This window comes from Acinetobacter sp. BD54 (genome assembly GCF_044778325.1).
Lineage (GTDB): Bacteria > Pseudomonadota > Gammaproteobacteria > Pseudomonadales > Moraxellaceae > Acinetobacter > Acinetobacter baumannii.
Genome location: NZ_JANJEP010000012.1, coordinates 36085 through 58580, shown reverse-complemented (window position 1 = coordinate 58580; position 22496 = coordinate 36085). Strand labels below are relative to the sequence as shown.

The window sequence follows — 22496 nt, the reverse complement described above, 5'->3', positions numbered from 1 at the left end:
CTCCTATTTAGACCATCAATTTTTGAAACGCAGCATTAGCGACTTTAACTTGCTGAACTTTTAATTGCTCCAGCATGTTTAGTACATAATAATTTTTGTGAAAAACCTCTGCCAATTTTTCTTGTGCAGCTAAGTCAGGTACTGAAATTTCAATTTCCTTCAAACTACTTGCAGGAATATTAAGAATCGCTGTACCTTTATTTAGATTGGTGAGCACTGCTTGACCATAGTCACTATTCAGAAACACTGTTAAGAACTCTGGTACAACAAGGTTAAGATTAACTTTGATGACCAAACATGTAGCAGGTGCTAACAGATTTAACTTTTCTTGTTCTTCCGTAACAATTGAAGCGCGTAGGTTCGTACCTTTTGATAAGAAGACAACATCACCTGATTTCAATTTCTTTTTTTCAACTAACTCAGGTTCAATGAATACCGTCTTTGTAGTATCAGCATTCACATCAATAAAGCCTTTATCATTCAGGCTTTGTCCTGTGAGCAATAACATCTTTACTAAAGCCTCATTCTCTTCTTGAGCTTCATTGAATTTATTTACTCCAACTGTAATACTAGAACATATTTCATTTAGTTTCATAATTACTCCAAAATTAGTTTTACTAAAACCATTTATCTATTTCCTTGGGCGAAGATTACTCACAAACGAAAAGATAATCAATAGTTTTATTAAAACTTTTTTTGTTTTTATTGTAAAACTAAAAAAACTCCGTTGCAAAAAAACTAAAATTCACTATAAAAAATAATACAACAAGCTGTTTTTATTTATTTTTTAAATAAAATATAGCCATTTTCTTTTCCTTGTGCATAAGCCCAATCAGCTACCTTATGCGATCGCTCCTTATCTGTCAGGAACCCCAGTACAGAAATTCGATCCACAATAATTAAATCCTGTTCTTCATTCCTCTCCCGCCACTTATGTAAAAACTCATCTGAGGCAAGTAAGTTACTTTTTTTAGAATTACAACTTGAATCCGCAAGTACAAAATTATGCCCTGTATCCGATGGATACATTGACCACGGAATAAAGTGATCCACTGCATAACTGCCTTTTTTCATCGATTTGTTACAGTAAAAGCACTTACACTCTTGTAGCTCTACTAGTACATTTGCCACTGCATTGAGCTGATTACGACTCGGTTCAAACATAAATTGCTCTAGGTTCGGGAGCTTATTTAAGATAGGTGCATTCGTACTGTTTTTTCGTATGTAATCAATCCATCGTTTTTGACATAGCTCTTCAATAATTTCACTAAATTGTCTTAAGCAATACATGACTTGCGGCAAAAGGGTTAATTGCTTATTTGAATATTCGAGTCGATATAAAAACTCAAAATTTTGACCATTGATATTTTGTAAATATCGTACAGGCATTTCTTTTATTGTTTTTGCCACTTCTTTTAGTAGCTTTAACCAAACAGATGTATCCCGACGTAATAAACCAAGTGACGAATAACTTTGTCTCAGTAAAATAATTCGATTTACAATCGCTGCCTGCTTACCATTATTCTGATTCAGGATCAGCTGCCCATCTTCATGAAAGGTATATGGTACTGCTTGCTTCCAATATAACTCTATAAATTTTTCAGCGAGATCTGTGTACTCTAGAATTAAAGTACCCCCCTCATCTTCACCTTTTTCAATACTCAAACGACTCAGACTAATTAGCAAAGCAAATTTATAGGTACTGCTAAAGCTCCCAGACTGCAAAATCAGTTGGATATTTTTAAGGAATTTGAGTTGTTCTTGAGCTGTAGGAATAAAATCAAACATATTTTTTCCAAAGTAGATTAAGCCACTGCTCTGTGCGTTCAGCTCGCTTATCTACTGTGATCCATTGCCGTATCTGTTGAACATTTTCAAGCTGCCCAAGTAAAATCTCCGCTTGAGCTTCATTTAAGTCAGTAAATTGACGCCCCTCTTTTTCTCGATCACTGTTGCCATACTTAAATGACATATAAAGCACACCGTTTGGCTTTAGCGCACTCAACAGTTTTCCTATCACTTCTTTTAAACGAGTACGCTCACAATGCAATAACGATGCACACGCCCAAATTCCATAATAAGCTTCATCAGCATCAATCTCATAAAAGCTCTGTAACTTAACAGGAATACCTGTAAGCCGAGTTGCTTTTTTGACGAGTTCTTCTGAATAGTCTATTGCATCGACCTGATAGCCTTTATTTTTAAAAGCCAGAGTATCTCGTCCTGAGCCACAGCCAACGTCAAGAATCCGAGCACCTTCCTGCAGCTCAACTAGAAATGGCTGATATAGGCTTTCCATATCAACTTCAAACGTTGAAGCTGTAAATTCTTCTGCATGCTTATTGTAGTAGTCTATTGTTTTCATTACGGACACTTAGGCTAAAAGACACTTTCAGTCTACAAGAAAACAAAAAAATAAGGGAGCTAAGAGCATCCCTTATTCTCGACTCGCCAACTTACTTTCAATCCATTGATGGATCTCATAAGCTGACCAGCCGATACGATTTTGAGTGATTTTAACTTTCTTTGGAAAAGTAGGATCGTAATAAGGTGAGTTTTCATCCATCATCTCGTAGATGGTAGAACGCCCCACACCGACAAATTCTACAACCTGCTTAATACTGATGAGTTGATTCATTTGAAATGTTTGACCGATAAACGCATTCATGAGGCTAGCTCCTAATCATTGATGCGAGCGGCTATTCGCTCAAATAATAGAGCTGGTCTGTAAAATTTAACGTTAGATATCTTCTCTCCTCTAGCTTAATTCACAGCTCTTACACTCTGCTGCAACCCCTGCTGAATATCCTGTAAAAATCCTTCAGGTGAAGTTTGTTGCTCCACCGCCCGGTTCTGTTCTTGTTCAGGGTAGTACTCCTCCAGCACATCCAACCCTTCCTCTATATCTGTCTCAAACCGTGCATTGGCAAAACCTCGTCTGGCGATATGGTCTACCGCCTCTTGATAGAATCCCGCTTGTTTGCTGTGCTCATCAATTTGCCTGGCTTGGGTAATTGCATCATTCAGACTAATCCCTTCTCTTAGAGTCAGATCCACGTAATACACCGGCTGACGATAGCTTTGTGTGGTGCTTTTACCTCTTAAAGTGAGCTGCAAAGGTAAGCAAGACAGCAAACCATTTGATGCGGCGTGATAATAATTCAGCCGTGCAGCCAAAGTCCGAATACTGTTAAAGCCGGTGGTTCTAAAGATAAAGGTTCCAAACTCATCCGATTCATCTAAGTTCACATGCAAACGCCCATACGGCTTACAGTTACCTCCTTGAGCCAACGGACATAAATCTGGAGATGGACATGGATGCTGTTCCACCCCTTGATTGGTTAACCGCTGGCAGGTTTCACCATTGCCGACACACACTGGCCGCCCAGTCTGTCGGTCAAATAGGCTGTATTCTGCACGTAGGTTTAAGTCAGGATCATTGAAGATCATTCGGACGGGTATAGTTCTGAGTTTTTGATTAGGCGTATTGGCTCGAAGCTGTTCATCCAGGGGATGTTTCACCCAACCCTCTTTGCTTTGAATCTGGGAAGTAATGGTGAACTGATCATCCTTTTCAGGTAGGCGTTTGCCATTCTTTTCTACTACCCGACCAATACTAATACGTCCCAAGGCAGGTGGTGTAATCGCTAAACCTTTAATCATTGTATTTTCCTCAATTTGATTTTTTACAGATCATCCAGCTTTATGTAGATCACCTGATTCAATAAATATGTATATAGCTAGCTACAAAAGCCGCGACCGTATTGCCCTCTATTCCTAGCAAATGGAGGGCGGGGAGCGGTTTTTGTGCATCGCTATTTGAATGGGCTGAAACAGACTTAGTCGGTATAGATGTTGAATCGACGACTACCCTGTTTTTGCAGTGGATAAAGCTCGATAAGTTCAGGCTGATGCTGAAGCAATGCTTTGGTATTTAGGCTGATGGAGTCCTTGGCTTTCTTCCAGACCACCGAGCCATTGGCAAAGGTGGCACGTTCTGCATCTTTCATCAGCATTTGGATGTGATGTTTCAGCTGGTCAAAGCGTTCCTGCTTGTGCTGAATCTCTTCTTTCATTTTGATGAGCTGATCAAACATCAAATTGGCATTTTCATTTTGTGAGAGATCTTCAACGCTCAGCGGTACATGCGCTGGATAGAGTTGCAGAATGGCTTTGGCTGCGGATTCACTGGCATCGACTGATGGTGGAGTATCCGTTTCCACACACTCCCAGAAATAACGCTCTGCCTTAACGATGTGTTGAATCACTGATTCAGAACGTGTCACTTTGAAGATTTTGGTTTCATGCCCACAGATCAGAACACAGACATGTGCAGCCTGTTTGCCTGTTACCGCAAGTTGGTGTTGCACCTGACACAGCACGTATAAAGGCACACCATCTCGCCATAGTCTGGCACCATGTTCCCCAGCTGTTTTACATTCCAGAATCTGCACGTCATCGCTACCCACGACCGCATAGTCCAGATTTGCCAACATAAACGACTTATCCGGATCGGGATGCTGAAGCACGGCATTGACTCGTCTCACTTTATTATTGGTATGCAAGCTGTAGTACTCCGCCACCAATGGCTCTAACTGTTTGCCCCAATACAACGGTGCAACGCCTGAGCTGTCATCATCAATATTCTGCTGAGTTCGACCGGTCTTGATCATCCACAGCTCCAGCATAGACATATAGGGATTTAGGCCACAGGCGGTTGCAGCATCACTGCTGCCAATCCCTTGCTTACGCACTTCTAGCCATTCTTGATAATCTATATTTTTAGTATTGGCTAAACGTTTGGCTGTCGCTGTTCGTTTAGCTGCGGTATTTGATTCCTTCATCTCATTCGGAATTGGCAAATGAGGAAGTTGAGAGGTATTTATCGGTGCAATCTGATTCATGCTCTGATCCTTTTAAATATTGAGTTCTGTAAAATTTTCGGCATAAAAAAAGCCACATCTGGAGATGTGGCAAAAGAGGGTTTCACTGGAGAAGGATCATCTGCATGACCCTTGACCATTATTTTAATAGCACTGGCTTAAATGAAACTTAAACCACTAAGCGAAGGGCCTGTTCTAGCCCACGCTGCTTTAATGCAGCACCTGCACCAAACCAAGCAGAGTCCAGACGATGATCGGTACTCATGGCCCGACGTTCATGATCGGCAAACTCTGTAATACTGCACAGTAGACCATAGGCAGTATCTTTGGCTGAGCTTAGTTCTGCACCACGGCCTTGTCCATTGAACATGTCCATGACTTTAGCCATGGCACGTCCATTCGGTTCAGGCTTTTCTTTGGCTGGAGTTGGATTAGCGATATTGCGATAGAACTGAATGATGTTCTCCTCCTGGTCAACAGCACTCATGCTGGTATTGTTAAACACGGCATCAAAATAGGCAGCTGCTTCTCCTTGAGTGACCTTACGCTGGGTCAGCTGTTGCATTTCATACATATGCTCATCCCAGGCACGGACTGAAATGCCCAATTGCTGTTTGACTTTGTCAGCATCAAACTTGGTACTGTGTGGCACTTTCACCACACCTGCACTGCTGCTTTGTCCGCGTAGGGCTATTGCCAAAGTGTTGTTACACACCACCCGGATATTGGTGAACTGTGCTGTAGTCGCCAACGTACCATCACAGGCAGTCGCCAGCAGAATGTAGCCGTTACTGACGTCTTTACCCTTGAGCGCTGTAGATTGTCCTGTACGTGCCAATGCCCAGAACTTCTTACCACCTTTCAGAACACCTGCGGTTTCCAATTCAAAACCAGATTTCTCAGTCAGATCCCTGTAGAACTCCAGAATCTCCATCGGCTGTACTTCCTGATAACGCTGACTCACTACAGACAAGGGGGCATGAGTATCGGAACGATACAGAACTCGCTGTTCTTCATAGGGCATGATGATGCTCTGCCCGCGTTCATTCTTTGCCATGTAGCTGACATCAGAAGATTCAATTCGCCAGTCCATTCCTGCCTGTTTTGCCCAGACTTCAATCGGCTGATTCTGTGTCAGTTGATTCCCTAGACCATGCCAAGGGGTTTCTCCGACATACGCCATTTGTTCGACCTGATGCGTCATAATTTTATTCCTTTTTAAAATAATGTTAAAAATTGGATCTGTTCTTAATTCAGATATTGAATGGGGAACTTTTGGTAGCAGTTATGACAGAAGCACAAACTTTGCTTTGGAGGTGTGTTTTGCTCTGTAAATGAATTAAACAAACCACCGAGTACAGTTCCTGCAATTCCTCCAACGATGGGAGGCAAGTTCAAAGACTTCGCAACGGTTGTGCCTAAAGCACCTAATGCTGCAGGTGATGCAAGATTTGATAATGTTGAATTTGCTTGTTGTATGTTTGCTTCAACAATCATGATGTCAGTTGAATGACAAAAGGGGCAATTCAAGCTCATGACTCGACTCCTAAATTTAGGGCATAAAAAAGCCTGCACGATGGCAGGCTTGATATTCATTTTTCATGTGTACTCAAATGAGCTTCATGATTCTCATTAGGATGTTATGTGTTTGAAATAATTTAGAATGTGATTCAATTTAATAGTTGATTTGTTATATAAAATCAGTAGGATAAACTCAAACATTTCTTATGAACTTTAAAATTATGGCTCAGATTCAAATAGCAGATTTTTGTGGTAAATACGGTTTCACAGCACATCAAATTAGACATGCAATTCGTTCAGGAAAATTAGTAAGAATTTCTGATGGAATCATTGATGAAGAAAAAGCACTACAGATTTTAGATGGCATAAAACCTAAAAATTCAGGTCTGATTACACTTCAAAATGAGATTGCTGAACTAAAAGTAGAATTACAGAACACGCTTGACCTTAAAAATTATTATGAGGCAGAACTTAATAAACTAGGGGTGTTTCCACCACAAATTGCTAAAATCCCTCTTTCCTCTAAATCCTCAATACAAAATCACAGTGATCATCCTTATTTGTCACCACAATGGTTTAAAGATCAAATTCACCCAATACCTGAATCTGAAAGAATGTTCAAAGCCCGTAAAGTACAGATTCCTCCAGAGGCTTTTTCTTCTAGCCTGCCAGACAAAAAATAATAGATCTAGATCTGTATTCACTCAATCAGAATACCTAACAGGACGATGCCAACAAAGAGAGCATTTTATTAATTTAGTGCTCTCTTTTGTAATAGATATTAATCCAATCCTCTACGATTTTTAGAGTCGATCACACCTTTACCAAAGCTATGCATATAGGCTGAATCTTTCACTCGGGGATGCTGCTGTTCTTTTTCATCACTCACCAGATAAGGAACAACGTAATTCAGAAAATTGTGAACTTGCTGATCATCAGTACGATGGATCATACCGATTCCTAAAGTCCCCTTCGCTTCAAATTTCGCCATATAGTTGGAACGGTTACAGTTACAAATATAACCATATCCATGAGTAATCTGTTCCCAGCACTCACCTACCCACTCTCCTAGCTCATAGCCATCTCGATGTACATTTCCATCATACATAAGCAAAAGGTGGCAATGATAACCCTTACTAACCCCGTGCTCTAATGCCCATGCATAACCATACAAACTACTAAAGCAAGTGTCTTGATCTGCGATACGCCGTAGCAATATTTCTAGGGCTTCATTGAATACTTGAATATTGTATAAGGCTTGATATTCTTTCTTGATAGATAAATCCACTCGAACGACTAACGTTCTCGCATAATGGTGAATCAATGCAGATGCATACTCCAAAAGGCTATGTTGATTCTTTAACTCCCGCTGTTGGAAATCCTTTAGTTGCTGTTGAACATAACCTGACAATGACTGGATATAATTCAAGATATGCCAAACAGTCATCTCATCAAAACAGACTATATAATCATAGTCTGCCTGTGGCATCAGACTTAAGGTGTAATCAACGATGTTTACCACATCAATGAATATCTGTACGGTATAACAGTAGTAGAAATTGACGTTATAGATTGGCTTAAATGCCTGAACTAGCTTTTGCAGGTCTACCATTAGGTTTTGATGATATAGTTCATAACTACCCAAGCATACTTCTTGTATGAAATGGTCTATTGCTGCCAGCACTTCCGCTTCATGGTAAAGTAGATCGTATTGAATATTCTGGTACATTTGGTTTCTCTTGAAATACAAGGTTCATATCTAAGAGAGAGATGTAAAATTTTACTGATCATGATTCTCTAGCAGGATGTTGTGGTCATCCTGCTTAGCTGAATATGCTTAAAGACTTTAGAACATACTATAGGGTTAGTTCTGAATATTTTAACACTGTGTCATTGATACATAGTCTATAGCCCATTTGAGTATGGGCTATACTGAGCTAAGTAAATCACATACTCACTTAACCAAATAAGATATTGTTTATGTTTAATATATTATTTATACATTACTCTTGTAGTTAATAATATATATTACCTGTTAAGCAAATCATTCTGATCTAACCATTACACCGCAGTCCCATACAATGAGAACAACCAAAATATGGGGATGTTGCTAAAGCTAAACTTACACCTTAGCTTTGGTTTTAACTTTAGATTTAACTGTCCTTTTAGTTACACTGCCCTTCACTAAAACTTTAGGGACTCGAACAGTAGCTTGTCGCTCATACAGCTCAATAAAACTATAATAATTGACCAATACATCAAAGACCTGCTTTCGCCTTGACTGATCACCGAGTTCAAGTAAAAACGATTGCTGATTCATCTCAGGAACAGATGGCATCAATGGAACAATGTTGAATGACGTTTTGTACCCATCCTGCTGAACAGAATCCATTTGGCTTTTCCACAATTCCCAGAATAAATTATCCATATCTCTTAGTTCCTCATACTTTCTCGCATCAAAAACTAAAATGAGATCAAGATAAGTATGCTGCCCACCATATTCACGCCATGCTCCAAAATATCCTGTCATACTGGATATGGGTTGCCGTCTGCGGTTACGTAAAAACATTTCAGTGATGTTTTTTGAAAAAATCTGCTGATTGACTTCCGCACCATTTGACCCCAATCCAAAATGAACTCTATACAGAGTACATTCTCTTTTCAGTAAATTTTTAACGTACGTCTGCAAGCTTTTCAGTCTGAGTTCACACTTCTTATAACAGGCTTCAATATGATCATTTGTAGCAATGTCCTCATCACCCACATCAACAGCTTGGACATAGTCCACATATTCGACAGCTTCAACGACCGTTCCATTGCTATTTGTTGTTGGCACGTCCAAGTTCACTGTTACTGAATGCCGCACCTGTTTCCAGATTTTTACATTCAGCTTCGACTGTCTGATATTCGAGTGGTAATCCCGTCGAAGTTGTTTAACCAGCGCATTAAATCGTTCAGCACCTTGCTTACTGGTTTTTGCAGCCAATTGTTGCTCTACCTGCCAAAGATTCGCATTCTTTAAAAAGAACTGCACATTGATATTCAACCGAGATAAGTAAGGGCTCGCACTTAACAAGTGTAAGTCAGGCAAGTTACTGAATATCCATAACAACTGATGACCTATACGTGTTATTGAACGCTCGATTTCTTCAGCAGACAACTCAACATTTCCTAGTCGTATTGGTAGATTAAATGCACCGACTGTAGTATCCATCACAGTCGCCATAAACATTTCTATATTTTGAATGAGACCTATAAAATTTGGAAAATCATCTAGCTGAATTGATAACTCACGATTAAAAATTTGCGAAATCTTAAGCCTATTTTTTGCTATGACTGGTAGATGACGAACACTCCATATTTTATCATCCTCATAGCACACCAAATCCTGAAAAGATTTTCTCCCCATCATAGTCAGGTCAACAGGAAAATTACGTTCATCTAAAAGCCCAGAGGAATACCAGTATTGATTGATATTGTAATTTTGATTATTGAGGAAATATTGAAATTGAATGACTTCATCTACATTCTGAAAAAAACTCAGAATCCAATATTTAAAATCCTTTATTTTTCGTTTATCTGTTGACTTCATTACTCCATCAATTGCATCTTTTTTCAACTCCTGAGCCAGCTGTTTCCCCCAGTGATGAATATGAAAAGGGCGACCAATTAAAAGCTTTTTCAACTCGGATTCAAATTTCTGAATGATTCTCTCAGCCAACTGCTCTTTTTTATTACTCAATATGAGAACAACATTGAGGTTCAATCCTGATACCAAGTCATGTTCCGTCTTGGTCATCATAAACAAGAGACCCGCAGTACCTGTTATCACCTGCTGTAACTGTGGGATACGCATCAATCGATCTTGAATAAACGCATGATAGTCAACCATTCCGTTTGACTTGAATGGAAGCTGAATATTTAAGGACAGGCAATAAAGTGATTGATATCTTTCCAGCAAGGTATCAAAAAGCTGCTCCGTTGTGACTTGAGGTGGTAGCGCTGGAATAACATAATTCGGAAGAAAGCTGGTTGTACTTAAATATTGCTTCAACCACAGTACAAGGTTTAAATACGTATGATGCTGAAGATGTGTACCGCTACTGACTGCTGTTGACGGTAGCAAAGTCACATTTGTATTTAAAGGTGAATACAGGTACGGCTGATGATCATTTAAATATGATGGCGATTGATTCAGAGCATTCAGCCTAAACCAAACTAAATACAGTTCATTGCCAATTTTAAGATAGGGCATCGTCAGTGCATTCAGATCACAACTTAAACCTTCTATCTCTTGTCTGGCACACACCCAATTTGTTGCCGTACTGTTCATTAAATTGTTCTTAAACTGATCAAAAGTCAAAAAAGAATTTTGCTCAACCAAACACCATAAATACTGCAACTTTTCCAACTCATCCAGCAGATGTTTAGCCTGTTCGACACCAATCACACCTTCCTCATAAGAAGCAATCATTGTTATTTTTTTAAATTTCAATATATGAAATATATCTGCAACATCAATTTGTAATTTATTCCAACTAAAAGTGTCTAATATGCTTATATATCGCTGTTGTTTCATAATTTTGAAATGTATTATTACAGGTATTAATTAAATTATATCTCGTTATCAAGAGATAAAAATACAATTAAAAAATATTATTTTTATTCTATAGATTTAATAATCCTCTTTATTTTTATAAAAATACAACTTTTAGATGTATTAATTTTCATTCATTATCGACAAAAAAAAGCAGAAGCCTATGCTCCTGCCTTTAAAATATTGTCCTGCCTCAAGCCCTACCTTTAATCCTGAATTTTCACCACAATAAAATTCACTACCAAACCCAGCAAGTCATGGATTAAAGATACGACTTCGAAGCCATCTCACCCGATATATAAACTCCTTCCTAAAAAAACAGCCTCAGAAAATATCCTTTCGTAATATTTCTAATAAGATTTCAGGTTGATTTCTGAACTCATGAATGATCGTTTAATCCATATAGTCAATATTTTTATATGATATTTCGCAACCAAACGCCCTTAATACAACTGAGGGTTTTGCGATTCAAGAATATAATTCAGCTTTGTAAGCTCATATTGTGTAGAAGATATCCCTTCTATTGTTGTGAGTAATCAAGATCGTAATGGTGTACCAAAAAGCATCTTGAATTTTCATAAAAATCTAAGAGCCGTGAATAAACATCAAGTCCATCCTGTTTTATTTGACGAGAAAAAAGAGGATAACTAGTACTAATCATTCAGCCATGAATTTATTATATTTCCATACCACTCCATCAACCTTACTCTCTCATCCCAGTACTGTGCTCGATTATAGGCCGAGCGAATTCTATTCTGTGGCACATGGGCAAGCTGGCGCTCAATAGCATCTGGATTAAATAGATTCGATTCGTTTACGACTGTACTGAATAGCGACCTAAAACCATGTGTGGTCATCCGACCTGCATAGCCTGAACGTTTGATTACCGCTAAAATAGATTCGCTACGCATCGGTTCTTTGTTATTTAAACGATGTGGAAAAAGCAGTTCCTGATTATGAGTAAGTCTTAATGCCTGAAGCTCAGCAATCATCATGTCCGTCAACGGTACACGATGCGGAAGTCTGTTCTTCATTCGTTCTTCAGGGATATCCCACTTACGTCCTTCCAGATCAAATTCTTCCCAGCGTGCTTGCAGCAACTCACTAACCCGAACGCCTGTCAGCATGATCAGAATAATGGCATGATGCGTTTGAGCATCACTTGGGTATGCTCTTACCTTTCTTAAAAATTCAGGCATTTCAGAGGCCGAAAGCGAAGCTAAGTTTTTGACCCGTTTATTCTTGAGAGCATAAACCAGATCACCTGCCGGGTTGTCATAGCGGTATCCATGAGCAATGGCATACTTCATGACCATGCCACAACGAGATAAGGTACGTTTTGCAATTTCAAGCGAACCTCTTGCCTCAATCTTCTTAATGATTTGTAGAATCTCAGGAGCCTGAATCTGGTTAATACGCTTATTAGCAAGAGCAATATAAAGCTCATCCAATGAAGCTCTAACATTACTAATATGCTTAGATGACCAGGTTTCTTTTTGATTATTAAACCAATCCTCTGCAACCTCCTTAAAGCAAGGCTGCTCCTCTTCGACCTCAACTGTATTCTTGAGTTTATATCTCAAATCAAGCGCTATCTCTCTTGCACGCTTTAAACTCAGCTCAGGATATAGACCTAATGCTTTGGATTTCCTTTGTCCATTTTCCGTATACCGGATAGACCAATATTTTTTCCCATTCGGATCTATTCGTAAAGACAGACCATTAATATCAGAAAGGCGGTACTGTTTTTCTTTTGGTAATGCTTTTTTACACAGCACATCAGTAAGCGACATATCTTTGCCCCACACAATTAAACTTATTTAGTGGGTCAAATTGTCCCAATTTTGACCCCCACAAAGCAAAAATTGGGTCAAACAGCTTAGGACAGGGTCGGACAAACAGGTATAAAAAAAGCCTTTAAACATTGAGTTTAAAGGCTTTTTTAGATTCCGATAGATTACTTCGGAAAGAATTTTGGTGGAGATGGCGGGAGTTGAACCCGCGTCCGCCAGCACTACGCTCGAGAATACTACATGCTTAGATATCGTCTATTGTTTTAACACCAAGTGACCCGACGAACAGGGTACAAGGTGCGATCCTCTAAGTTTGGTATAAAGCCCCGAGGCTTGACTCTATACGGACTTGTGTGCGTGCGCTTCAGTCGGGTTCCCAGACCACAAGTATTCTAGGAAGCGGACAAGCGGCCCTTAGGCAGCTAGAGCGTAAGTTTCGTCGTTTGCGACTATTTAAATGCAAATTTTATTTACGAGAGAAAATGCGCTCTCGGCATGCATCTATGAGTTTCATCACCGGCGTCGAAGCCAATAACATCCCCATGAATGTCTGCACATCATAGCATAACTAAAATAAAATGCTGTGCATTTTATCAACAGTCTGCCACTGATGAACATACTTACATAATTGAGTGCCTTTTGTTTTTTTCAAGGCCCCTCATAAAAAAAGCTGCCAAAAATGACGGCTTTTTTAAGTTTAGCCTATAAAGCACCATTGCCTAACACAATCCCTTCACGGCGTGGGTCTACCCCACCTGCGTATTTACTTTGATTATTTATATTTACTTTCATAATCGTTGAAATACCACTGGTTTGTGCAGTGTTAGAGATGCCATGCCCTTTTGCTTTTAAGCCTTCAATTAGGTCAACTAAGGAAAGCTGTACATTCGAGCTATCCACATTGGTGTTTTTGCTATTGGTCGCGCCAAAGTTTACAAGCGAAGTGGCCTGCTGTGCATTTAAATTCCAGTCCAATGCACCCACCAAAGTTTTAACCACATATTGAATGATCGTACCGCCACCTGGTGAACCTGTTGCCATATAAAACTCATCTGGCGTGGTGCCTTTAAACACTAAGGTTGGTGCCATAGTACTACGTGGGCGTTTGCCGCCTTCTACACGGTTGGCAACTAGCGCCCCAGTGCTGTCATAAGGGGTCGCGCTAAAGTCAGTTAACTGGTTTGACAGCAAGAAACCATCCACCATGTGGAATGAACCCATGCTCGATTCAACAGTCGATGTCATTGAAACCACATTGCCATAGGCATCTACTATCGTGAACTGAGTTGTGCCATGTTCAACAGTGGTATCCACTCCTGCCGCTGTATTGAAATTACCTGCTGGTGCTACGCCCATACTTTGGTTCGGGTTAATCAGTGCTGCACGTTGTTTTAAGTAGTTTTTATCAATAAAACTTGGAATACCCTGTGCCGGCAAACGAACAAAGTCGGTATCTGCCACATATTTATCACGGTCAGCATAGGCCAAACGCTCTGCCTCAGACACTAAATGTACGCCCATCACATCGGGCACACCACCTTCATTTTCAGGGTTTTTAGGTGGGTAAAGCGACATATCAAAGTTTTCTAAAATACCCAACGTCTGTGCAACCGCAATCCCTCCCGAAGATGGAGGTGGCATGGTACATACATAGTAACGGTCACGGTACGTCGTACAAATCGGGTCGCGTTTTTTCACCTGATAGTTCGATAAATCCTGCAAGGTCATCAAGCTTGGGGTAATTGGAGTCCGTGCTGGGTCATCACCCACGGTTTGCCCTGCTTTTGCCACAATGGCTTGCGCAATTGGACCAGTGTGTAGTGCGTTTGCCCCTTGTGAAGCGAGTGCTTCGAGTGTTCTGGCATAGGCTTTATTGGTCATGGTCTCGCCGACTTTACGTGGTGATCCATCTGGGTAGAAATAAGTCGCCATTGCATTTGCATCGAGTGCTAAATTGCTTGCATTACTTGCAATGGCATCTGCCAAACGCCCCGGAATGCGGAAACCGTTATCAGCCAAACCAATCGCTTCACCAAAAAGTTGGTTCCACTTAAGTTTGCCATGCTCTTTTTGTGCTTGTTCAAGCAAACGCATCACGCCCGGCACACCAATCGAGCGACCGCTACGGCGGGCACTTGGTACAGGCGGAGGTGAATTTGGGTCATATATATTTTGGCGAATTAAATAAAATTCGTTGGCTGCAGCAGGTGCGGTTTCACGGCCATCATAAGCAGTGACTTGCTTGGTTTTGGCATCGTAATACATCATAAAACCACTACCGGCGATGGTACTCGACTGTGGCTCGACCAAACCAAGCACGGCTTGTACCGCAACGGCTGCATCGACTGCGCTACCGCCTGCTTTTAACACATCACAACCTGCTTTTACCGCAAGTGGCGTGTTTGCCACCACCATATATTTATCTGCGTATTTAACCGTGTTACCGAGTCTATAACCCGATGCACCCTCTGGTGCGGCTGGGTCACCATTTTGGTTTGAACCGACCACCACACTTGAACCGTCTTGGGCCAGTTTGCTACAACTGGTCGGGTCGTTATCTACAATTAAATTGGGCGGGGTTGTATTTGAATCATCCTTGGGCTGATCTGACGAGGAGTCATCTCCACATCCTTGTAATAAACCGACTGCTAATAAACTACTGAACAAAAATGAATATCTTTTATTCACGTGATAACTCCAATATATACGCCTGCCTATCCATGCAATTGCCATGCAAGCTTCTTTGTTTTCAGGTCTTCAGTTTTTTAATCTTTGATAAAAATAAAGTTTTAATAATATTAAATGATTAAGGGTGTTTATTTTGTGCTCTGTTGATGTCTCCTTGTTTGTTATCACACTCTTTTATAACTGATTTGCCCAATTCTGGCATGCTTTATTTCTTTAAATACAGGCAAAATCTGCTATTTATAAACTCGCTCATTTTGTAGTAGGTCTAAAAAAAGCACCTCCGAAGAGATGCTTTTTGATGTTTAGTGAGAAGGCATACCGCTGACTTGTTTGGGTTTTGGACACAGCCAAATCACCAGCCCTGCAAAGACAAACACGATCGCAAACAGTAAAAACACATGGTTTGCCGACATGGTAATGGCTTCTTTATCGACAAGGTTTGAAATAATTCCAAGCGTCGAGTCAGCCGTAAAACCATTTTGCAAAAGTGTGTTTTGTACTTCAGTCGTATGTAGGTTTGACACCATTTCACTACGGGCAACTTTGGCGTGGTCGTCCCACACGGTCACCGCAATTGAAGCGCCAATCGCCCCTGCCATGGTCCTTAAGAAGTTCATGAGGCCCGCAGCAGATGCAATTTCTTGCTGCAACACCGAACCAAGTGCAATGTTTGACAGTGGAATAAAGAAGAACGGTACTGCAAAACCTTGCAGGATTTGCGGCCAAGCCAGTGCCATAAAGTCGGCATCTGTGGTCCAGAATGCCCGCATTAAAGTCACAATACCCAGCAAAATTAAACCAAAGCTCGCCAGCGCACGCGGGTCATGTTTGGTCGAAAGTTTTGCCACAATCGGTGACATGGTCAAACTACCAAAGCCCATGGTTGCAGTTAAATATCCGGCCCACGTTGCGGTATAGGAAAGGTTCATTTGCAGCCACTGGGGAATCAGTACAATACTGCCGAAGAATGCGCCAAAGCCGAGCGACAAGGCCAGTACCGAAATGGCAAAGCCTCTATGCCTAAAGACTTTGACATCCACCACGGGGTGTTTGTCGGTGAGTTCCCATATCAGGAACACCACAAAACCAATGGCGGCAGTTAAAGCTAAAACCACAATGCTGGTGCTGTTAAACCAGTCGCGTTCATGCCCCAAGTCGAGCATAAGCTGTAGCGCACCAATCCACAGAATTAACAGACCTAAACCAACAGTGTCGATTCTTAAAGAAATGGTTTCTGTTTCAGCTACTCTTAACAAACGCATTGCTGCTAATACACAGACAATACCAACCGGTAAGTTAATAAAGAAGATCCAGTGCCAAGACAGGTTATCACTAATCAGACCACCCAAAATTGGTCCTAAAATTGGCCCGACGACTGTGGTCATTGCCCATAGACCCATTGCCTGCGCATGCTTTTCTTGAGGGAAAATACGCATAAGCAAAGTTTGGCTGAGTGGCATAAGTGGACCACCACAAAGACCCTGCCCAATACGGAAAAATACCAACATTTCTAACGATGTTGCCAAACCGCACAGGAAAGAAAAGACCGTAAAGCCAATTAAACCGAAGATAAAGACCCGCACCGTTCCAAAGCGGCCTGCCAGCCAACCCGTTAAAGGTACACAAATCGCTTCTGCAACTGCATATGAAGTAACGACCCATGTGCCTTGTGTGCTTGAAACAGCAAGGTTACCGGTAATATGCGGTACAGAGACGTTGGCAATGGTCGTATCAAGTACGACCATAAAGTTCGACAAGGCAATAACAAACGCTGCCAGTAGTAAACGGCCACCGCTTAACTCGGCAAAAGGTGTTTGCGTTTTCATAAGCGTTTACTTCGCAGATAAGTCGACTTTTGCTTCCATCGACAAGCCAACACGTAATGGGTGTTCAGCAAGTTCTTTCGGGTCAAGTGCAATACGAACCGGCAAGCGTTGAACCACTTTAATCCAGTTACCTGTTGCGTTTTGAGCCGGAATTAAGGCAAAGGCAGAGCCTGTACCACCAGAGAAGCCCACCACTTTGCCGTGGTATTCAACATCATCACCATATAAATCTGACGTTAATGTGACTGGCTGACCTGGGCGGACTTTTTTCAACTGACTTTCTTTGAAGTTAGCATCTACATATAAATCATTGAGTGGCACAATCATCATCATGCTTGTACCCGGTGCAACGCGTTGACCAACTTGAATATTACGGCGTGTAATCACACCATCAACTGGTGCACGAATCACGGTACGTTCCAAGTCAAGCTGAGCTTGTTCTACATGCGCTTGTGCAACTTGTACATCCGGAGTCGAGGTTTCGCTTACACCCTGAATTAACGCTTCGTTTGCAGCTAAGGTGCTTTCGGCTGCCTTACGACTAGAAGTCGCTTGTGCAAGGCCGGCTTTAGCAAGCTCTAGTCCGGCTTTAGCAGTTTCAACCGCACTTTGTGCTTTGGTGAGTTCTTCTTTAGACACAGCGCCAGAGGCAGCAAGCTGTGCACGGCGGTTCAGTTCTAAAGCAGCTTTGTCATAGTCGGCCTGTGCTTGAGCAACTTGTGCTTTAGCACTATTAATTTCGTCAGCACGAACCACCACTTGAGAGTTTAAAGAACTACTGTTTGCCGCAGTTTGTTTGTATTGGCGTTTTGCTTTGGCAAGCTCTGCCTCGGCTTGTGCCAACGCGATTTTGGCATCACGGTCATCAATACGAACCAGCACATCACCGCGGTGTACTGTTTGAGTATCTTTTACCAAAACCTGAGCGACCTGTCCGCTAACCATTGAGGTAATTTGCGCGGTTTCTGCACCGACATAAGCATTATCCGTACTCACCGAGTGATTTAAAAATAATGCCCAGATTGCATATAAAATAGCGGCGATCAATAAAATCAGCGCAAAGAAACCAAGAAATTTTTTGCGCTTGTTTTGCATGTTGTCATCCGAGGCAGATGTTGTTGGCACTGTTTCTTGTACATTGCTTTGTGCATCAGTCATGGTATGTTCCTAAAGATGAGTTGGCTTTGCCATCAATCTCGCACTACACCTTGTTATAGAGTTTTTATTTTTCTATAAACAAGACATACCGCATTGTCAAAGGAGACAATTTTAACGCTAAAACCTCATGATATGAGAATAAAAAAATATAACTAATGCGTTCGTTCTAATTAAATTAATGTTTATCTCAAAGTTTTTGTGAAATTTTTATCTTTTTTAATATGAAAAAAAGCGCCCTGAGCGCTTTTTAAATGCTTAAAATGCCTAGATTAATAGGCATATGAGGCAATGCCGGCAGCAATCTGTTTATCTTCATCATTGACCATAGTCATGCGCATGGTACAGCCCTTGCGGCCTAAACGTAGGACTTCGGCACGTGCAATAAAATATTTACCACGCCCCGGTGCCAAATAATCTACACGCATATCGACAGTTGCCAAGCGTGTAACCTGTTTAATGGTTTCAGGCAGGGTTTCGGGGGTTGAACGGCGATAGAGATGTTCCATTGCCACAATTCCACCAATGCTATCGAGCAAAGTTGCAGCCACACCACCATGCAAAACCTGAAAAGCCAAATTGCCAATGAGGTCAGGTTGCATTTCAACATAGCCTTCAATGTGCCCATCTACCACACGCATAATCATTCCACTATGCTTAAAAAATGGACAGCTATTAAACGCCTTACACAATTGGTTGAGAACCACATTTAGGTCAGTTTTGGCGCCTAATTGTATGTTCCCCGTCCAATTTTTCTTTTCATCACTCATACGTTGCCTAAATTTAAAAGCATGATAAACACCCATAATTTTGTACAAATCCAGCATTATGGGGCTACAATACAGCAGTCGGTTGACAGTAATGGAATATCCGCCAACCTATCCTAGTGTAATACCGAACATCGAGATTGTTATGACTTATACGTTCAATCGTCCTGCATTTCCAGCTACTCGCATGCGCCGTATCCGTAAAAATGACCAATTGCGTGCGATGGTCAGCGAAACACAGCTCACTACCAATCACTTGATTTATCCAGTATTTGTATTACCGGGACAAAATCAAACTCAAGATATTCCAAGTATGCCAAACATTCAGCGTTTGTCGGCAGATTTATTACTGAAAAAAGCTGAAAGACTTCTGGAATTAGGTGTATCCAAACTGGCTCTTTTCCCTGTAACACCTCAAGAAGATAAAAGCCTTACCGCAGAAGCTGCATGGCGTGAAGATGGTTTAGTACAAACCACATGTCGTCTGCTTAAAAAAGAATTACCAGAAATGGTGCTAATCACCGATGGTGCACTCGACCCATACACGACTCATGGTCAAGACGGCATTATTGATGAAACTGGCTATGTGCTAAACGACGAGACTGTAGAATGCTTGATTAAACAAGCCTTAAGTCACGCAGAAGCAGGTGCCGAAGTGATTGCTCCAAGTGACATGATGGATGGCCGTATTGGCGCAATTCGTCAAGCTTTAGAAGCCAATGGTCACATCTATACCAACATCATGGCCTACTCTGCAAAATACGCCTCTAGCTTCTATGGTCCATTCCGCGATGCTGTTGGCTCTGCATCCAACCTAAAAGGTGGTAATAAATATAACTACCAGATGGATTTTGCCAACCGTGCCGAAGCATTACATGAAATCGCGCTTGATATTCAAGAAGGCGCCGACATGGTGATTGTAAAACCGGGCATGCCATATCTGGATGTGGTACGTGAGGTGAAAGATACCTTTGGTATTCCGACATTCATTTATCAAGTGAGTGGCGAATACGCAATGTTAGCTGGCGCAATTCAAAATGGCTGGTTATCAGACTCAGTGATTTTAGAATCGCTCATGTGCTGCCGCCGCGCTGGTGCAGACGGAATCTGGACTTACTTTGCAGAAACCGCTGCTAAAAAACTCAAGGAAATGAACTAAGTTCGCAGAGAAAGGATAACACTGCATGCATATTGCAATCATTGGCGCGGGCATAAGTGGATTAATGTCTGCGTTGGAGTTGGTTGAACAAGGCTGTACGATCAGCATTTTTGATCAACAACAAGCGGGACAAGCAGCCTCTTGGGCTGGCGGAGGTATTCTCTCTCCGATGTACCCGTGGCGTTATGTGCATGCAGTGAACCAACTCGCTCAATTTGGCAAAGCCTCTTATCAAGCATGGAACCAAAAGCTCTACCCTGTTACAGGGATTGATTTTGAAATACATGACACAGGCATGCTGATTTTTGATGAAGAAGATTTTGACGTTGGTTTGTCCTATGCAGAGCAGCATCAAGAGCCGATGCAGCGCTGTGAATATTTACAAAGAGATGCCTTAGAACAAGTTAATCCGCATATTTCCGAACAATTTCAAGAAGCCATTTACTTCCCTGAACTGTCTAATATTCGTAATCCACGCGTATTACAGTCTCTGATTAGTTATTTAAAGCAACATCCGAATGTTGAGTTTTTTGAAAACACTCCTGTTAAAAAACTGATTCAACAAGGTGATGCCATACAAGCACTCCAAACCGAAGATGGTCGCAAACATACAGCAGACCATTTTGTAATAACTTCAGGCGCTTGGAGCCATTATTGGAACTCACAATTACAACTCGACATTCCAGTCGAACCTGTGCAAGGTCAGATGCTGTTATTTAAAACCCCTGCTCACTGGCTACCGACCATGTGTATGAATCGAGTCATGTACCTGATTCCACGTATGGACGGTCATATTGTGTGTGGTTCTAGCATGGCACATCGTGGTTTTGACACCTCTACCGATGAAACTACGCAGCACAATATTTTAGAAGCGTGTTTAGAAATGGTGCCTGAACTGGCCGATTTCCCGATTGTACATCGTTGGGCAGGACTCAGACCAAGTTCACCAAATGGCGTTCCGTACATTGGCAAAATGCCTGAAATGGATAACCTATGGGCAAACTTTGGTCACTTTAGAAATGGTTTGTGTATGGGCGCAGGTTCTGCGCAATTGCTCCGTCAGCTTATGCTAGGACAACCAACATTAGTTGATGCCAAAGCATATTCCCCAGAGCGTTTGCAAAATAAAATCTTAGCCTGAGGCGAGTATATTTTCTAAAGCCATTATTAATTGAGGATAAGCAAACTCAAATCCTTCTGCTTGTAAGGCTGCGGGTTTGACGTATTGCCCATTTAAGATCAATTGCGACTGCTCTCCTAACAAACAGCGAAAAACTGTACTAGGCGCCGACAACAGTGGTTTTTTATTCAAAACCTTGGCAGCTTGTTCAACAAATACCTTTTGGGTCACATTTTCTGGCGCCACCACATTATGAATTTGAGCTGATTGAGGATGCTGAAATATAAACTCAATTGCGTTTAATACGTCTTCAATATGTACCCAAACCACAGGTTGACGGCCATGACCGATTTGACCGACTAAATTGAGTCGAATAGGAAGCAACATTTTAGGCAAAATGCCACCGCCCTGCCCAAACACCACACCTAAACGAATAATTTTAGTATTTTGCTGAGGATCTGCTAAAGCTGCGCGTTCCCACTCTTGGCAAAGCTGAGACATAAAAATAGGCTGTGGTGAACTTTGTTCAGTGCACACCTCTGTCCACTTTTCTTGATTATCTATACCGTAATAACCAATTGCAGAACCAGAGACAATTACTTCAGGAAAAATTTGAGATTGCTTGAGCCATGCATACAGTTTTTGGGTCGTATTTACACGGCTTTCAATGAGTTGTTTTTTACGTGACTCAGTCCAGCGTTTCTCACCAATATTTGCACCGGCCAAATTCACCACATAATCAATTTGACGGGTCGAGATATCTTCGAACTTTTGTACCCACTGCAAGGCAGGATAGTCAGATTTCTTTCCAGCCTGCCGTGTCACAGCAATCACGTTATAATTTTTTTGTAGCAGGAACCCAATTAAATGCGTTCCAATAAAGCCACTGGCACCTGTGATTAATACATTCTTATTCATATTTCCTCCAAAACCGAGGACAGCAGTTTTTAATTAATATAGTTATAAAATTTAATAACGAACTAATCG

The 22496-nt window shown here is 41.3% G+C and carries 19 protein-coding genes and 1 other RNA gene; 3 read left to right on the top strand and 17 right to left on the bottom strand.

From position 1 onward, the window contains the following. Nucleotides 1-7 precede the first annotated feature (7 nt). The 8 genes from NQ782_RS16830 to NQ782_RS16795 form a co-directional block, all read right to left on the bottom strand. Nucleotides 8-595, bottom strand: coding sequence for a restriction endonuclease subunit S (locus NQ782_RS16830; protein ID WP_032051862.1), 588 nt, complete (start codon nucleotides 593-595; stop codon nucleotides 8-10). A 185-nt stretch (nucleotides 596-780) separates the two neighbouring features. Then, on the bottom strand, nucleotides 781-1788 hold the full coding sequence (locus NQ782_RS16825) for an HNH endonuclease domain-containing protein (protein ID WP_125519087.1): 1008 nt from the start codon (nucleotides 1786-1788) through the stop codon (nucleotides 781-783). Next, the gene (locus tag NQ782_RS16820; RefSeq protein ID WP_125519088.1) at nucleotides 1781-2365 is read right to left on the bottom strand and encodes a bifunctional 2-polyprenyl-6-hydroxyphenol methylase/3-demethylubiquinol 3-O-methyltransferase UbiG; all 585 of its coding nucleotides are present in this window, start codon (nucleotides 2363-2365) and stop codon (nucleotides 1781-1783) included. Before NQ782_RS16820 ends, NQ782_RS16825 begins: the two co-directional genes overlap by 8 nt. A 72-nt stretch (nucleotides 2366-2437) precedes the next feature. Beyond that, on the bottom strand, nucleotides 2438-2668 hold the full coding sequence (locus tag NQ782_RS16815) for an AlpA family transcriptional regulator (protein WP_045796130.1): 231 nt from the start codon (nucleotides 2666-2668) through the stop codon (nucleotides 2438-2440). Nucleotides 2669-2763: 95 nt separating this feature from the next. Further along, nucleotides 2764-3663, bottom strand: a complete 900-nt coding sequence (locus tag NQ782_RS16810; protein ID WP_125519090.1) for a hydrolase or metal-binding protein — start codon at nucleotides 3661-3663, stop codon at nucleotides 2764-2766. 176 nt (nucleotides 3664-3839) lie between these two features. Further along, nucleotides 3840-4904: a YqaJ viral recombinase family protein gene (locus tag NQ782_RS16805; protein ID WP_125519091.1), complete on the bottom strand. Its 1065-nt coding sequence runs from the start codon at nucleotides 4902-4904 to the stop codon at nucleotides 3840-3842. 148 nt (nucleotides 4905-5052) lie between these two features. Further along, nucleotides 5053-6087, bottom strand: a complete 1035-nt coding sequence (locus tag NQ782_RS16800) for a DUF932 domain-containing protein (protein ID WP_125519093.1) — start codon at nucleotides 6085-6087, stop codon at nucleotides 5053-5055. 44 nt (nucleotides 6088-6131) lie between these two features. After that, nucleotides 6132-6419 (bottom strand): hypothetical protein, encoded by a 288-nt coding sequence (locus tag NQ782_RS16795; protein WP_005247083.1) that lies wholly within the window; start codon nucleotides 6417-6419, stop codon nucleotides 6132-6134. A 206-nt stretch (nucleotides 6420-6625) separates the two neighbouring features. Here NQ782_RS16795 and NQ782_RS16790 point away from each other — a divergent pair, with 206 nt between their 5' ends. Next, nucleotides 6626-7087: a hypothetical protein gene (locus tag NQ782_RS16790; RefSeq protein ID WP_034438249.1), complete on the top strand. Its 462-nt coding sequence runs from the start codon at nucleotides 6626-6628 to the stop codon at nucleotides 7085-7087. A gap of 98 nt (nucleotides 7088-7185) precedes the next feature. Here the strand turns inward: NQ782_RS16790 and NQ782_RS16785 are convergent, their stop codons facing one another. From NQ782_RS16785 to NQ782_RS16750, 8 genes are all read right to left on the bottom strand, one after another. Then, entirely contained in the window at nucleotides 7186-8133 is a 948-nt protein-coding gene (locus NQ782_RS16785; RefSeq protein ID WP_125519095.1) for an inovirus-type Gp2 protein, read from the bottom strand. Between the two features lie 393 nt (nucleotides 8134-8526). Beyond that, on the bottom strand, nucleotides 8527-10983 hold the full coding sequence (locus NQ782_RS16780; protein WP_171456837.1) for a hypothetical protein: 2457 nt from the start codon (nucleotides 10981-10983) through the stop codon (nucleotides 8527-8529). Between the two features lie 671 nt (nucleotides 10984-11654). Continuing rightward, the gene (locus tag NQ782_RS16775) at nucleotides 11655-12794 is read right to left on the bottom strand and encodes a phage integrase central domain-containing protein (RefSeq protein WP_032051860.1); all 1140 of its coding nucleotides are present in this window, start codon (nucleotides 12792-12794) and stop codon (nucleotides 11655-11657) included. A 182-nt stretch (nucleotides 12795-12976) separates the two neighbouring features. Beyond that, nucleotides 12977-13336: a transfer-messenger RNA gene (gene ssrA / locus NQ782_RS16770) on the bottom strand. Between the two features lie 160 nt (nucleotides 13337-13496). Further along, nucleotides 13497-15482 (bottom strand): gamma-glutamyltransferase, encoded by a 1986-nt coding sequence (gene ggt, locus NQ782_RS16765; RefSeq protein WP_057094174.1) that lies wholly within the window; start codon nucleotides 15480-15482, stop codon nucleotides 13497-13499. A 302-nt stretch (nucleotides 15483-15784) separates the two neighbouring features. Next, nucleotides 15785-17308, bottom strand: coding sequence for a DHA2 family efflux MFS transporter permease subunit (locus NQ782_RS16760; RefSeq protein ID WP_000857095.1), 1524 nt, complete (start codon nucleotides 17306-17308; stop codon nucleotides 15785-15787). A 6-nt stretch (nucleotides 17309-17314) separates the two neighbouring features. Continuing rightward, nucleotides 17315-18466, bottom strand: a complete 1152-nt coding sequence (locus NQ782_RS16755) for an EmrA/EmrK family multidrug efflux transporter periplasmic adaptor subunit (protein ID WP_000128703.1) — start codon at nucleotides 18464-18466, stop codon at nucleotides 17315-17317. 269 nt (nucleotides 18467-18735) lie between these two features. Beyond that, nucleotides 18736-19233 (bottom strand): thioesterase family protein, encoded by a 498-nt coding sequence (locus NQ782_RS16750; RefSeq protein ID WP_002156418.1) that lies wholly within the window; start codon nucleotides 19231-19233, stop codon nucleotides 18736-18738. 142 nt (nucleotides 19234-19375) lie between these two features. On the opposite strand from NQ782_RS16750, the gene hemB reads away from it, so the two are divergent. Both hemB and NQ782_RS16740 read left to right on the top strand, forming a co-directional pair. Further along, on the top strand, nucleotides 19376-20389 hold the full coding sequence (gene hemB, locus NQ782_RS16745) for a porphobilinogen synthase (RefSeq protein ID WP_057094176.1): 1014 nt from the start codon (nucleotides 19376-19378) through the stop codon (nucleotides 20387-20389). A 25-nt stretch (nucleotides 20390-20414) separates the two neighbouring features. Then, nucleotides 20415-21530 (top strand): FAD-binding oxidoreductase, encoded by a 1116-nt coding sequence (locus tag NQ782_RS16740; protein WP_000546702.1) that lies wholly within the window; start codon nucleotides 20415-20417, stop codon nucleotides 21528-21530. Here the strand turns inward: NQ782_RS16740 and NQ782_RS16735 are convergent. Beyond that, on the bottom strand, nucleotides 21522-22427 hold the full coding sequence (locus NQ782_RS16735) for a TIGR01777 family oxidoreductase (protein WP_057094172.1): 906 nt from the start codon (nucleotides 22425-22427) through the stop codon (nucleotides 21522-21524). The two genes, NQ782_RS16740 and NQ782_RS16735, sit on opposite strands and share 9 nt — an antisense overlap. Nucleotides 22428-22496: the final 69 nt, after the last annotated feature.